Source organism: Corynebacterium hesseae, from assembly GCF_037850265.1.
Taxonomy (GTDB): domain Bacteria; phylum Actinomycetota; class Actinomycetes; order Mycobacteriales; family Mycobacteriaceae; genus Corynebacterium; species Corynebacterium hesseae.
The window spans coordinates 271933-285487 of sequence record NZ_CP137211.1; the positions used below are offsets into that span (position 1 = coordinate 271933).

15 protein-coding genes and 1 pseudogene are annotated in these 13555 nt (G+C 61.2%); 9 read left to right on the plus strand and 7 right to left on the minus strand.

The genetic code is table 11. The annotated features are described in order from the left end of the window. The first annotated feature begins 74 nt into the window (after positions 1-74). Complete coding sequence (locus tag R3O64_RS01340) at positions 75-293, plus strand: hypothetical protein (RefSeq protein WP_230307835.1); 219 nt, start codon at positions 75-77, stop codon at positions 291-293. Here R3O64_RS01340 and R3O64_RS01345 read toward each other — a convergent pair. Next, the gene (locus R3O64_RS01345) at positions 290-1207 is read right to left on the minus strand and encodes an Abi family protein (protein ID WP_101735762.1); all 918 of its coding nucleotides are present in this window, start codon (positions 1205-1207) and stop codon (positions 290-292) included. The two genes, R3O64_RS01340 and R3O64_RS01345, sit on opposite strands and share 4 nt — an antisense overlap. Positions 1208-1523: 316 nt before the next feature. Here R3O64_RS01345 and R3O64_RS01350 point away from each other — a divergent pair, with 316 nt between their 5' ends. The 5 genes from R3O64_RS01350 (at position 1524) to R3O64_RS01370 (ending at position 4399) form a co-directional block, all read left to right on the plus strand. Then, a complete protein-coding gene (locus R3O64_RS01350; protein ID WP_284847572.1) occupies positions 1524-1682 on the plus strand; it encodes a BRO family protein in 159 nt (52 codons plus the stop codon). 159 nt (positions 1683-1841) lie between these two features. Continuing rightward, positions 1842-3176, plus strand: a complete 1335-nt coding sequence (locus R3O64_RS01355; RefSeq protein WP_070596618.1) for a DUF445 domain-containing protein — start codon at positions 1842-1844, stop codon at positions 3174-3176. A 15-nt stretch (positions 3177-3191) separates the two neighbouring features. Next, entirely contained in the window at positions 3192-3644 is a 453-nt protein-coding gene (locus tag R3O64_RS01360) for a CGLAU_01105 family protein (RefSeq protein ID WP_070521169.1), read from the plus strand. Positions 3645-3647: 3 nt separating this feature from the next. Beyond that, the gene (locus R3O64_RS01365) at positions 3648-3938 is read left to right on the plus strand and encodes a DUF2516 family protein (RefSeq protein ID WP_070561538.1); all 291 of its coding nucleotides are present in this window, start codon (positions 3648-3650) and stop codon (positions 3936-3938) included. Then, complete coding sequence (locus R3O64_RS01370) at positions 3938-4399, plus strand: deoxyribose-phosphate aldolase (protein WP_339017159.1); 462 nt, start codon at positions 3938-3940, stop codon at positions 4397-4399. Before R3O64_RS01365 ends, R3O64_RS01370 begins: the two co-directional genes overlap by 1 nt. A 3-nt stretch (positions 4400-4402) precedes the next feature. On the opposite strand, the gene R3O64_RS01375 is transcribed toward R3O64_RS01370, so the two are convergent. The 3 genes from R3O64_RS01375 to R3O64_RS01385 are packed head-to-tail and all read right to left on the minus strand — an operon-like array spanning position 4403 to position 6555. Then, positions 4403-5203 carry a DUF2993 domain-containing protein gene (locus R3O64_RS01375; protein ID WP_154761902.1) on the minus strand — a complete coding sequence of 267 codons (801 nt, stop codon included), beginning with the start codon at positions 5201-5203 and terminating at the stop codon, positions 4403-4405. A gap of 23 nt (positions 5204-5226) precedes the next feature. Further along, complete coding sequence (locus tag R3O64_RS01380) at positions 5227-6036, minus strand: class I SAM-dependent methyltransferase (RefSeq protein ID WP_339017160.1); 810 nt, start codon at positions 6034-6036, stop codon at positions 5227-5229. Positions 6037-6063: 27 nt separating this feature from the next. Then, entirely contained in the window at positions 6064-6555 is a 492-nt protein-coding gene (locus R3O64_RS01385) for a DUF2505 domain-containing protein (RefSeq protein WP_070521152.1), read from the minus strand. Between the two features lie 24 nt (positions 6556-6579). Between R3O64_RS01385 and R3O64_RS01390 the strand changes: the two genes are divergently transcribed. Then, positions 6580-7695 carry a UDP-N-acetylmuramate dehydrogenase gene (locus R3O64_RS01390; RefSeq protein ID WP_339017161.1) on the plus strand — a complete coding sequence of 372 codons (1116 nt, stop codon included), beginning with the start codon at positions 6580-6582 and terminating at the stop codon, positions 7693-7695. Between the two features lie 15 nt (positions 7696-7710). Here the strand turns inward: R3O64_RS01390 and R3O64_RS01395 are convergent, their stop codons facing one another. Then, on the minus strand, positions 7711-8187 hold the full coding sequence (locus R3O64_RS01395) for an S-ribosylhomocysteine lyase (RefSeq protein ID WP_070533976.1): 477 nt from the start codon (positions 8185-8187) through the stop codon (positions 7711-7713). An 84-nt stretch (positions 8188-8271) separates the two neighbouring features. Here R3O64_RS01395 and R3O64_RS01400 point away from each other — a divergent pair, with 84 nt between their 5' ends. Further along, positions 8272-9468 (plus strand): YihY/virulence factor BrkB family protein, encoded by a 1197-nt coding sequence (locus R3O64_RS01400; RefSeq protein ID WP_269948808.1) that lies wholly within the window; start codon positions 8272-8274, stop codon positions 9466-9468. A gap of 166 nt (positions 9469-9634) precedes the next feature. Here R3O64_RS01400 and R3O64_RS01405 read toward each other — a convergent pair. Next, a pseudogene (locus tag R3O64_RS01405) lies at positions 9635-10150 on the minus strand (hypothetical protein); the annotation flags it as partial. 557 nt (positions 10151-10707) lie between these two features. On the opposite strand from R3O64_RS01405, the gene R3O64_RS01410 reads away from it, so the two are divergent. Continuing rightward, positions 10708-11868: an RtcB family protein gene (locus tag R3O64_RS01410; RefSeq protein ID WP_154761906.1), complete on the plus strand. Its 1161-nt coding sequence runs from the start codon at positions 10708-10710 to the stop codon at positions 11866-11868. Positions 11869-12005: 137 nt separating this feature from the next. On the opposite strand, the gene R3O64_RS01415 is transcribed toward R3O64_RS01410, so the two are convergent. After that, entirely contained in the window at positions 12006-13283 is a 1278-nt protein-coding gene (locus tag R3O64_RS01415) for a Fic family protein (protein WP_070561553.1), read from the minus strand. Between the last annotated feature and the right edge of the window lie 272 nt (positions 13284-13555).

The following is a 13555-nucleotide window of genomic DNA, read 5'->3' on the forward strand; positions in this document are numbered from 1 at the left end:
AACCGGACGCAAGTGGGGGCGGCTGGAGATCTACGGCGGGAAACTCGTCGAGAACATCGTCCAAGCAGTCGCTCGTGACCTCCTCGTCCACGCCATGGCACTCGTCGCTCAGGCTGGGCACAAGATTGTCCCACGTCCACGACGAAATCGTCATCGACGAGCCCGAGGACTCCGGCTTCACCATCGCCGATGCTTGCCAGCTCACGACGACCCCGACTCCCACCCGACTGGACAGCAGGACTGCCACTCGACGCAGACGGGTACGAATGGGGGACTACTACCGCAAAGATTAGACGCGCCAGAGAGGCAACTCGCGCCAGTTGTCAGGTGCTCCTGTGCGAGAAAACGGCACGATGAGATTGTGCGGGTAGGTGTGGAACAGCTTCGGTAGCCGGTCGGCTGGAGACAAGTCCAGTTGGCGCTGCAAGTATTGGATAAGGGAGAGCTGTCCGAACACGCGATTCATTCCTTCAGCTACCGGAGCCAGCCTGACGTCATTGTTCAGTTTCGGTTTGATGTCGTAAACACGATTGAACATCCTTGCATGATGAGCTGCGTAATTACGCAGAATATTCAAGGATTTCAGCCATGATTCAAGCTGAGGGCCAGTTAGGCTGCAGGGCTCGGCAATCCGTTTGCGCACGATATTGGGCGACATGCCGTACAGGTACGACAGCATCCCCCAATCCATGATTTCGACAGCCGCCCAGATGGGTAGAGTCCCGCCATATTTGGATTTGTGGTGGGCGACGAAGTCCTCCTTCGACGCTTTCAATGCCGACTGGTACTTTCTCAGCCACACCTCGTGCACGCTACGCCCGTCTTTGTTTCGCTGCCGTGCCCGGGCGCTCAAACGCTGGGGATCCAAATAGATCAGCGGGTCAAGGCGACCCAGTTCGTGACCGAGCTTGGTTCGAATAGCCAACTCCACGCGATCAAGCTCGATGAACACGCTGTGGCGCAATTGTTCGTCAAACCCATAGAGAGCTACCACCAGATCAAACGATGCTCCCTCAACGAATTCATCTCGGGCAGTGCCGTCGCCTTGGGAGAAACGGCGCATCGGGTACCAGTATCCGGACAAGCGGTAGTAGTTCAATTGAGCCAGCAGCGTCTCAGCATGCTGGGGATCATTCACTCGCATTCCACGCTGACGAAGCAATTCGACCTGTTCACCGTAGGTCTTGAACTGCTTCACCTGCTCCACGCGCACCCCTGTTTGACACAAAAACGAAGACCGGCCCTGGACTCCCACCGAGGCGGGCAGCGGAACCGGTCATGTTGATTACAAGGCTACTTGGTTGATGACGCCGAAGCAAGAGCACGGGGCACGGGGCCATCGGTTCGTTCACACACCAGTGTGCCCTCTGACCCGTCCGGATTTGTCGGTGCTCGGGGGCGTATGGGGCGAGAGCCTTCCTCACACCGTGTCCGGTTTCGGTGCCTGCCGTGCCTGACAGGTGAGAGCCTGGCGTATCCCGCGCCCGCGATTGTCTACCCGGCTCTCGGAAAAGGAGTCGGTCATGGCTACCGCGCTACATGTGTTAACCAACCACGAGTTCGGTACGATCCGAACCATTACCTCGGGCGGGCAGGTCCTGTTCTACGGCAAGGACGTGGCAACCACCCTCGGCTACGCCAACACGAAAGATGCCCTGGTGCGTCACTGCAAGGGGGCGTGAATCACGGAACCACAAACGGGCCCTCGGCAGGCTGGCGTTCATAAAGCTAGGAGTCGATCTTAGTGTTGGTGGCTATCGAATGTGTCCGGTACGCCCACTAATGTTGATTGATGGATTCACTATTCCCCATCATTACGCAGACCCAAGGAGAACCAACCCATGACGCACCGCGCAGACGCAGGGCTTGAGCCGGCTCGGGAAACGTCGGCGTCGCAGACGTCGTTTGTGCCGCAGCCAGGAAACCAGGAGGCGCGCCGGGCGGACCTGCGCCGCTGGAAGGCGATTGCGCTGTCCTTCCTGATTGGTGCGGCGGTGATCTTTTTGGGGTGCTCGTGGTGGCAGGCGTCGGCAAGCGGGGCTCCCGTCTGGGTGGGCTACGTGCGCGCGGCGGCGGAGGCAGGAATGGTCGGTGGATTGGCGGACTGGTTCGCCGTGACCGCGCTGTTCCGCCGGCCGATGGGGCTGCCCATCCCGCACACCGCGCTCATCCCCAACAACAAGGACCGCGTGGGTGATGCGCTCAAGGATTTCGTGGAGGAGAACTTCCTCACCGCGGATGCGCTCAGCGCCAAGGTGCGGGAGGCGGAGCTACCGCTGTGGCTGGCGCGCCAGGGCGTGGAGCCTGGGCGGGCGGAGGAGGTCTCCGCGTGGATTGGTGAGCGCGCCGCCAGCGTGGTCGCGGACCTAGACCCGGCGGAGGCAGAGCAATTCATCCGCACCCAGGTCATGGACCGTCTGGCAGAACCCGAGTGGGGCCCGCCGCTGGGCCGTCTGTTGGAGGGCTATATCGCGGAAGGCAAGGCGCGGCCGTTGGAAGATGACCTCATTGACTGGGCGCACGGAAAGATCCTCGGCATGGAATCCACGGTGGTCACCGCCATCGATGAGCGCATGCCCGGCTGGGCGCCGCGCTTTGCCCGCGAGATGGTGGGGGAGAAGGTCTACGCCGAGCTCGTGGAGTTCGCCGATGAGGTCCGCCGCAACGGCAACCACGAGGCCCGCCTGGCCATTCGCCGCAACCTGTCCAAGTTGTCCTCGGACCTGCAGTGGGATGAAGATATGCGCGGGCGCATCGAGGGAATCAAGCAGGAAATGCTGACTTCCGATCAGGCGCAGAAGGCCCCGGCGGCAATGTGGGCGACGGTCTCCTCCACGCTCATTGAACAGCTCACCGACCCGGAGTCCTTCCTGCGCCAGAAGATGACCGCCAAGGTGAAAGAATTGGCGCACCGCCTGCTGGAAGATTCGGAGTTCCTGGCCCAGGCCAATGCGTTCGTGGACAAGGCCGCGCGCTACGCGGTGGAGAAGTTCGCACCGGAGATCATCGCGATTATCCCGGAGACCATTAAGCGCTGGGATGCCCAGGAGGCCTCCGAGAACATCGAGCTCATGGTGGGCAAGGACCTGCAGTTCATTCGCCTCAACGGCACGGTCGTGGGTGCACTGGCTGGGTTGGTTATCTACACTGTTAATCATCTGCTTTTTGGCGTCTAACAAGGAGTGACGACCATGTCCGTATTTGACTCAATCAAGAATGCCGGTTCCTCTGCTTTTGATGTGGCCAAGGATTTTGGTGGCCGTTTCAAGGAAGAGCGCCAGAACCAGGCCCAGAACGCGCAGGCGGAACGCATTGCCCGCGCCGCTGATGCGGCGGGCATGGGTGATGGCACCGCGAAGGAAGAGTCCTTCTTTGACCGCGTAACCTCCACGGCTAAGAACATCGGGGAGTCTGTGTCCTCCGCTGCACGTGAGACCCGCAACTCGGAGTCCTTCGTGAAGGCTCGTGAGGATTTCAACACCGCCTTCAACGAGACCCGTGAGGGGGTTCAGGGCGCTATCAACAACGCCAAGGAGCAGCGCGCGGCGGGCCAGCAGCCGCAGGAGCCGCAGAGCCCGCGCAACCCCTATGCAGCAAAGCCGAACGACGATGTCATCGACGGCGAAGTCGTTGACGAGAATTAATTAATGCACACTTTTCTAAATATTATTTCGTCGATACCGCAGTACATTTTTATGGCGGTATCCCTTTTTGCCCTCATCGGTGCCGTCCTAGCGGCGATGACGCGGGAGGATGCCTTCCGCGCCGGTGACCGCCAGAACAAATGGGTATGGGTCGGGCTGCTCGTCGGTTCCGCCCTGGTGATGAACCTGCCGCTGTATTTTGTCAGCTGGATTGGCGCCATCATCACCGGCGTGTACTGGTTTGATGTGCGCCCGCAGCTCAAGGCCATCATCAACGGCGATTATTCCTACTAATGCTGAACCTGCTTGAGGCCTCCCTGGAGGAGGTGCGGACCCAATCCGCGGGGCAGCAGCGAGTGCTTGTCTCCCCGCACCATGTGCTTGCAGCCGAGGGCGCCGAGCACATCATTGCCGTCGCCGGCTATCCCACTGGGCGCCACCACTCTTTGGTGAAGGCGGCGGAGGCGCGGCTGGCCGTGCAATCAGGTGCCGCAGAGGTGTGGGTTGCGGTGGATGCACTGCTTGGCGACGTCACCTCGCTCCTCTCCGAGCTCGTCACCCTCCGCGAGGCCTGCCCGCTGCCCGTGCGTTTAGGGCTCATTCTTCCCGAAGACTCGCGCTTGCCGCTTAAAGAAATAGCCCGCCTGGCGGAGCAGGCGGGCTATCAATCCCTTGTTGATCCGGGGTCCGTCGTTTCAGACGACGAAGACCTAGACACACAGCTCACCGTAGAGAGCCTGTGCCCTAATTCTTAAGCCTTAGTTGGCCGGTGCCGATTCCGGTGCTGGTGCCGTGGCGGAATCGAGCTCGCTCATCGGGACGTCGTGGCCAATGAGGGTCAGCGTGAGCTCGCCGGCGCCGACGTCCACGGACTCAAAGGTGAGCTTTTGCCCCGCGAGCTGTTCCTCCATGCCTTCGGCCAAGGCATTTGAAATCGCGGAGGTCGCCTGCTCCGGCAGGTCGAAGCCGAAGAGCGATGCTTCCTTCGCATCGATGGCGAGCTTGCCGTCGCGAGCTTCCGGCTTGAGCGAGAGCGTGGCCAGGCCGCCGGCAAATTCCACGTCGAGGTCATCCTCGGCATCGTTGGCGGTAATCGCGGTGACCACGAGGTTGCCCAAGGCATCATAGCCAGACTGCTCAGCAATGGCTTTCTGGAAGCTCGCGAGCAGGAACTGATCCGGGACCGTCGTCGAGGCCCGCAGAGTGCCCGCGACCGGCTCCTGGGACAGCGTCATGTCTTCGACGTGGACATCCGCAGCCGGTTGGCCAGCGATGTTGGTGCCATCAATCTTCAGCGTGGACGGGGTCTTCATATCCATCTGCGGAATCTTGCCGTTGAGCATGCCAAAGACCATGGGGCTAGCACCGAAGCTCACCTCCGGTTCCTCGGAGGTCTCCACGCCCTGCTCCTTGGCGGACTGGGTAAATTGGCTCTTCATCTGTGAACCCAAGAACCAGCGCAGGCCGAGCTCAGCTACCAAGATGATGAGCAGGAGTACCACGAGTACGCCAATGAAGATTTTCCAGGCCGTCGAGGCGGAAGATTTAGAAGAAGCCATGACTACTAGTGTGGCGCACCGGCTTAAAGATGGCCAACTACCAGGTTCCAATCCACTGTGAGCACGTTATCCCGCAGGCGGCGGTGTACCGGATGGATGGGAACTGTGTGCCGGAGTTCTTCGCGCGCCATGCGCCAGCGCACTCGCGGGCCATAAGGAGACCAGCCGGCGGCGCGGTCCCAGGCGGCGTCGGCCGCCTGCAAGAGCTCGTGGATCGGCTCGCCCGGCACGTTGCGGTGGATGAGGATTTTGGGCAGGCGCTCCGCGATATCGCTGGGGCGCGCAACGTCGAAGGGATCCCAGGCGAGGGTTAGGGTGCGTGGGCCGGAGGCGTCGAGAAGCACCCAGGCAGCCCTGCGCCCCAGCTCGTCGCAGGTTCCCTCCACGAAGAAGCCGCCCGGTGCCAAGCGCGAGGTCACGGTGTTCCAGGCTTTCTCTACCTGGTCCACGTCGTACTGGCGCAGCACGTTGAAGGCCCGCACCAGCTGCGGGTGGTAGCCGGCCAGCTCGAAGCCTCCGAGCTCAAAGGCCACGCCATCGCGCGGCGGCAGGACGCGCTCGGGGGAAATCTCCAGACCCGTCACCCGGGTGTGAGGATTGACGTTGCGCAGCCACCCGGCCCACTCCACCGTGGTGGTGTGGGAGGCGCCGTAGCCGACGTCGAGAGCCAGCGGTTCCTTAGTGGAACGCAGCAGCGAGGAGATTTCCGGGTGCGCCACCATCCAGCGATCGCAGCGGCGCAGGCGGTTGGGATTAGTGGTGCCGCGGGTAATAACGCCAAAAGGCCGACCAGCGCTTTCCTGAGCCTTCAGGTTATGCGCGTGATCGGCCATGGCAACAACTGCGTTGTAGAGAGCTGTTTAGAGGTTGTTGGAGATCCACTCTTCGGTGAGCTTGCCCTCGTTGGTGTAGAGCTCCTGCAGAGCCTCAGCAACCTTCGGTTCGATGGCAGCGCCCATCATCGGGATGTTGACGGAAACCTCAGAGACGTAATCCAGAGCGGTGGACTCGCCCTGGCCCTTGTAGGTGATGTCGCCCTTGAAGTCGACCGGGGTGCCCTTGACGTCAGCGGTGAAGGAGACGGACATCTGATCATCGACAACCTCGCCGATGGTCACGGTGCGCTTCTCCTTGAGGTCCTGGGAGACCATAGCGCGGACGGCCTCCGGGAGGAGGGAGGTCGGAAGAATCTCGTAGAGCACGGCGGTGTTGCCGGTGAACTCGTGCACGGTGCCCGGTTCCGGGGAGAGCTTGGCCACGATGAAGTCCCAGTACTCCTGGGTGGACAGTGCCTTGTGCACCTTATCGATGGGCTGGTTGATGATCACGGTGTTTTCGCTACGGGTTGACATGAGTTACAGACTACCTTGGTAGACGTGCTAGATAAATTCCTGACCCTCGCTGATATTGACGGAGTCACCCTTGATTCCGAGACCACCTTCGCCGATCTCACGACGCTGCGCATCGGCGGTGCCCCGCTGGTGACGGTGCGCTGCGCCAGCGCTGAGGCCGCCATCGCTGCGCTGGCAGCGCTTGACGACGCCTCCCAGGACTACCTCGTCGTCGGCGGTGGCTCCAACCTCGTGGTGGCGGAAGGTCAGCTGGATGTCGTGGTGGTCATCCTCGATTTTGAGGACATCGACGTCTCCGTGGCCAGTGGCCTCGTGCGTGCTGATGCGGGCGCGGTGTGGGATGACGTCGTGGCTTTGTCCGTGGACTGCGGCCTGGGCGGCATCGAGTGCCTTTCCGGGATCCCGGGCAATGCGGGTGCCGTGCCGGTGCAGAATGTCGGCGCCTATGGCGCGGAGACCTCCGACGTCCTCACGCAGGTCTATCTCTACGAGCGCGCTACCCGGACCGCGACGTGGGTGCCGGCCGCGGACCTGGAGCTGGCCTATCGCTACTCCAACCTGAAGTTCACCGGGCGCGGCGTGGTGCTGGCCGTCGAGCTGCAGCTAACTACCGACGGCCTGTCGAGGCCCCTGCGCTTTGGCCAGCTCACCCAGAACCCCGGTGAGCGCCGCCCCGTGGCCGAGGTCCGCGAGGACGTACTGAAGCTGCGCCGCGGCAAGGGCATGGTGCTTGACCCAGAAGACCACGACACATGGTCGGCCGGTTCCTTCTTCACCAACCCCATCGTCGAGCCCGAGCTTGCCGATTCCATCCAGGAAGCCGTCCGCGCCGCCCGTGGCGACGAGGATGCCGACCGCATGCCCCGCCATGCGGTGCCGTCCACCGCATCTGGAGAAGAAAAGGAAAAGCTCTCCGCCGCCTGGCTCATCGAGCGCGCCGGCTTTGCCAAGGGCTACCCGGGTGAAGAATCGGGTGCGAAGGCAACCTTGTCCACCAAGCACACCCTGGCGCTGACCAACCGCGGTGAGGCCACTGCGGACGATATCGTTGCGCTGGCCCGCGACATCCGCGCCGGGGTTCAGAAGGCCTTCGGCGTGACGCTGGAGCCGGAGCCCATCTGGCTGGGTGTGAGTATTTAAGAAGGACTTGGGTGGCTAGGCCATGACGTTGAGCCACTCTTCCTTGGCCGCGAGGAAGTTGCGTGCGGCCTCCTGCGCGCCCTCAAGTGAGTGGTGGGCGCCCCAGCCGCACTGCACCTCGTTGGCGGCGGGAACCTCAGTGGCATTGAGGATGTCATTGAGCGCGCCCTCGACAGCGCGGAGCAGCTCATCCTGCTCCATGCCGTTGGTGATGGCGTAGAAGCCGGTACGGCAGCCCATCGGGGCAAAACCAATGAGCTTGTCGGTGTAGTTGCGCATGAAGTTGGCCATCATGTGCTCAACCGAGTGCAGTGCCTCGGTACCGAGGTGCTCTTTGTTGGGCTGGCAGAAGCGCAGGTCATACTTGATAATCTCGACCCCGCCGCCCAGGTCGGTGCGGTCGGCGACGCGGATATAGGGGGCGGCGACAAGCCGGTGATCGAGTTCGAAGGACTTTACGTTGATCTTGTTCTCAGTGTTCTTCTCAGTCATGCCTCCCCAGTGTAACCACGGCTCTGGCTGTGGCCCGAGTGTCCTTCCCCTGAATGCGCGCTGTGCCGCATACGCTGGTCAGATATGAGCGAAGAGGAGATTGACGGCAACGCTATGTCGGCCGAGGAGCCGGAGACAATCTTGCCGTTTAAAGGCTCGACCGTCCTGGAGGTCCAGGGCCACGATGAAGAGCACAACCCCCTCGCCAAAGGCAACCGTCTGCGCAAGGAGAGCTGGGGGCTGGTCATCCGCCGCACGTGGAATGACTTCTTCCACGATGCCTTCATGGACCGCGCCGCCGGGATGACCTACTTCACACTCATGGCTTTTGCACCAACGGTGCTGGCCGCCTACTCCATTGTCACGCTCATCTTCTCCTCCCGCCAAGCAGAAGTGGAGCAACTGACCTCAGAGCTCATCGAACAGTACGTCCCCGGTTCGCTTTCTGAGCAAGCACATACGGTCGTCGGCACGATTATCGGATCCAGCGCGCAGGGCACACTGGCCCTGATCATCTCTCTGGCTATTTCGCTGTTTTCTGCCTCGGCGTATGTGCGGGCCTTCTCACGCACAGCCAATACCGTGTACGGCCGGGTGGAGGGCCGCGGCATCATCCGCACGTGGGCGCTGATGTGGGGGCTCACAGCAGTCATCGTGGTCGGCGCGGTCATCGTGCTCTTTGCCAACTTGTTGCGTGATGCAGTTCTTAATGAGGGCCTGATTCCGCTTGCGCGCAACGTAGGACTAGAAGACGTCGCCACGTACTTGGTGCGAATCTTCCTGCCGGTGTGGAACTGGCTGCGCTTTCCCGTCACGGTGGTAGTGGTGCTCACGCTCATCGCGGTGCTTTATCATTTCAGCCCCAACGTGCGGCCCGGACGCTTTAGGTGGATTACCTATGGTTCCGTGGTGGCGCTCGTGGGCACGGTTGCGTCTTGGGGCTTGGTAGGCCTCTACCTGAAGTACTTCGCTGCGGCCAGCGCCTATGGTGCGCTGAGCACCGTCATGGCGGTCTTCGTGGCCACGTGGCTGATGAACACGGTGCTGATCGTCGGTCTCAAGATTGATGCGGAGGTGCTGCGCGCCAAGGAGCTGCAGCTGGGATTGCACTCCGAGCGTTTCATCCAAGCCCCGCCGCGCGCCGATAATTCTTCCCAAGCTCAGGCCCGCGCCCAGGAGAGCTTGGAGCAAAGGGCGCGTGAGATTTCAGATAACGCGCGGCAGGCGCAGGATGATCTGGTGGAGGAAGCAGAGGGAGCAGGCAAAAACGCGCCTAGCTGACAAAACCTTGCCCCCGCGTTGCATGGATCGGCGATAAGTTTGGCAGATAGGACACCTGCGACGCCTTTGGGGCACTTGGGCGCAGGCAGAAAAGAAGCCGAGGATGCCCGCTTCTTTGCGGACGTCCTCGGCTTGTTCTTAGGGCTTGCTGTTAGGGGCCAGCGCCTTAGGCGGAGGGGTAGGTGCCGTCCTCGGTGAGGCGCGCGGAGTCGTCGAGAAGCATGGCAATCTCGGCGGCCTTGGCGTCCTGTGCCGGGAGGCGGCGGCCCTCGATGACCTTGAAGAGCGGGGCGCGGCCCAGCATGCCGGCCTCGAAGTGGGCGCGGCCGGCGCGCAGGCGCTGCTCGGCGCGCTCACGCCACTGGGAAGCGGCATCCGCCCCGCGCTGTTGGGACACGGCCTGCTCGAACACACCGGGGTGGGCGTAGACGATAAGCGCGCTGACGTGGCCGAAGCCGAGCGAGGTCAGTGCCGCGGCTTTCACGCTGCGGCCCGCCGCGGCGAGGTCCAGCGGGGAGCGCAGCCACACCAGGTTCGGCGCCTTCGGGGCGATGAGCGGGTCGACGCAGTCCAGGGACACGTTCGCCGGGATGCGGTGCGTGCGGAAGACATCGATGATGCCGCCGGTTTGGAAGAGCGCGGCACCCGCTTTGGAGTGGCCGGTGAGTGTCTTCTGGGAGATGAAGCGCTCGTCGATGCCGCCGGCGACCACGACGTCGGCCTTGCCCAGTGCACTCTTGCTGCATAACCCAGATAAAGATCCAGCCCACTCTCGACTAGGTCTCGACTAGGTCGAGGCGGGCTGAACGATTAAACGAAGCTTGTCACGGTGCACAACACCCCGCCAGACGGACGAACAAATGAGCAGGCAGCGAATGCGGTTGAATGGATGGTGTCAAGTTTTTCGTGGCTGGCTGAATTTTCCTTGCATCACCAATCGCATGTAGAAATCGCGTAGATCGTGTAGGCTCACACGCAGCACTAACAGCCCGAAAGAAGAAGAACAAGAAAGCATAAAGGAGGCGAACCGCGATGATGACCCATAACAATCAGCCGCTAGGACGCCTCTTTAAGCAACTCTTCTAACAGGCTGACTTGACCATTTCCCGGGAAAGCGGCCCTGCTTATCCCGGACGTTGGTGCCAGCCGCGCGACCCGCGCGCACAACTCACAAGTCAGCCGCCCAAGCAGGCCCTTTCTCACGAACTGCGTTACGCAAACGCAGAGAAAGGCTCTCTTATGCGCCTGCACAACTTCGCCTCCATTGTTGAAGACAAGACGGTGGCGCAGGCACAACTCGTCGCTGACCTGCCCTTCGTCCACCCACACGTGGCGCTCATGCCTGATGCCCACTTTGGCAAGGGCTCCTCGGTCGGCACCGTCTTCGGCACGCTGCGTGCCGTCATCCCGGCGGCCGTCGGCGTGGACATCGGCTGCGGCATGATTGCCGTCCGGACCCACCTCACGCACGCGGAGATCCAGGACTTCGCTCTCGAGGACCTGCGCACCGCGGTCGAAGACTCCATTCCGCTCTCGCCCGGAAACTACAACGGTTGGATCATGGACCCGCGCACCGAGGCCCGCACGCGCGAGCTCTCGCAGCTGGCCCAGGACACCGGCGTGGATCTCGGCCACTCCAAAAACTGGCGTCAGCAGCTGGGCAGCCTGGGCGGCGGCAACCACTTCATCGAGCTGTGTCTCGACGAATCCGACCGCGTCTGGCTGTTCCTGCATTCTGGCTCGCGCGGCGTGGGCAACAAGATTGCCCAGAAGCACATCAAGGCCGCGCAGCGTCACTGCGAGAAGCACTGGATCCAGCTCGCGGACAAGGACCTGGCCTACCTCGTCGAGGGCACGCCCGAGTTCGACTCTTACATTGCGGATCTCCACTGGGCACAGCACTTTGCGCTGCTCAACCGCGATGAGATGATGGATCGTTTCCTCGACTGCGTCGCCACCTGGTCTGGCGCGGATCGCGAGGCCCTCGAGCTCGAGCGCATCAACTGCCACCACAACTACACCCAGCGCGAGAACCACTACGGTAAGAACGTGTGGCTCACGCGTAAGGGCGCCATCAAGGCGGACGAAGGCGACCGCGGCCTCATCCCCGGCTCGATGGGCACCGCTAGCTACGTCGTGGAAGGCAAGGGCTACCCGCCGGGCCTCAAGTCTGCGCCGCACGGCGCGGGTCGCGTCATGTCGCGCACCCAGGCCAAGGCCCGCTTCACCGAGGCGGACCTTGCCGCACGCATGGAAGGGATCGTCTATCGTCCCGGCGCCGAGTTCGTCGATGAGATTCCGGACGCCTATAAGGACATCGACCGCGTGATGGCCGATGCCGCCCAGCTCGTTGAGGTCAAGCACACCCTGCGCCAGATCCTCAACGTCAAGGGCACCTAACCTGCGCCATGATGGGACCGTCATTTTTAGTGACGGTCTCTTTTGAGCTTTCCGATGCCCCCTCCTGCAGCGTCGCATCAGCACGACGCTTTGCCTTATGTAAGGAAACGAAGTAGGTGACCACTATTGATTACTGCTTATTTATTGCGAAGGGCTGGAACTGCTCGGTTGGTCGGAGGTGAAAGCCGAGTATTAAACTGCGTCGAAGCGAGTTGGCGTTCAGCATCGTCGACCAACATGAAAACATCGTCAGCGAAGTAACCGAGAAGCCCGCCCGCACCGATGACTTTCTTACGCAGAATGCCAGCCTCGGTGAGTGAATCGAGCGCGTCTCGGGCCGTGCTTGTCGATGAAATCCCCAGCTCGGACTTCACAATGGGCACCGTGACCAAAGGCATGGCAGGAAGCTTCTTGAGCAGTTGGAACTCCGTCGAATTCGATTTCAATGCGCGCTTGCTTCCTTGCGCAGTGCGGTGGTGATTGACCTTGTCCATCCATTCTGCTTCTAGGGCGGCGACGCTATCCGCAAGTTCAGCTGCTTTGGTGGTGGCGACTTGTGCAGCCTCGACGAAGAAAGAGATCCATGCCAGCACGTCACCCTCGCGGAATTTCGTGAGTCCGTCGACGTAACGGTCACCGAGCGTTGCCAGAACCATACTGACGGGGAGAACCGCAGCATCGGTGAGCCCTCTGCGCTGCAAAAGCGCGTGAATCATGGCTCGTCCCACGCGCCCGTTCCCATCCGGGAATGGGTGGATGGTCTCGAACTGGGCATGAACGAGCGCTGCTTGAACGAGCGCGGCGTGGTCTGCCCCGTTGAAGTATTCAATGAGATCGTCGAGGAGTCTTGGGACTTCTACAGGAGGCGGGGGGACAAAAGCCGCACCGATGGGGTGATAGTCAGACCCGCCAATCCAGTTTTGAGTAGTACGTACTCCTTGTAAAGGCTTTTCTGCAACGAGTGCAGTCTGCATTGCAACAATGTCATCCAGGACCAGCTCGTCTTTGTAAGCCAAGTCTGCATTGATGGTGTCGAGGATGGCGACATTGCGGGCGACAGCTGTTGCGGATTCTTTGAAACCCCGAATTCCGGAATCTGATTCACGCGCGAGGATCGCCATGGCTACTTTGTCGGAGTTGGGAGCGATTCCCTCGATCCGGGAGGAAGCGACGGCCTCAGAACGGAGCAGGAGTCGCGCAACTCCTTCAAGCGAGTGGGTATTGTCTCTCATCCCAAGATTGTGAATCTCCCGCTCGATGCGAACGATACGTCGCGAGAGCTCGGACGGAAGCTTCAACGACATACCTGCGAGGGGATCGGGAACAAAAGCATAATACTTCCCGCCTTGCTTGGCGCGTCGAGAAAGACCGCTGCCATCAGCAGGGATCCATTCCAATTCGACTGTCTTTGCCACAGCTGACTCCTCTCATGCGCTCGACGCACTGGGGATATGACTTATCCCGGTAGATCGATATCTTAGTTTACCGGGATAGTAGTTATCCCGGTGGACTGCGAGCGCAATGCGCCGGATAACTCTTATCGTGAGTCACTGCTTTGTTAAAGACGCTTGATACGGTTCTATGCTTCGTATGCCAGTGGATGCGTGGAAAAGATTAACGGAGTTGAGAAGCAAAAGTTGGTCGAGCGTTAGCTGAAACGTAGTGGCCGATTCGATGGCGGCTACAA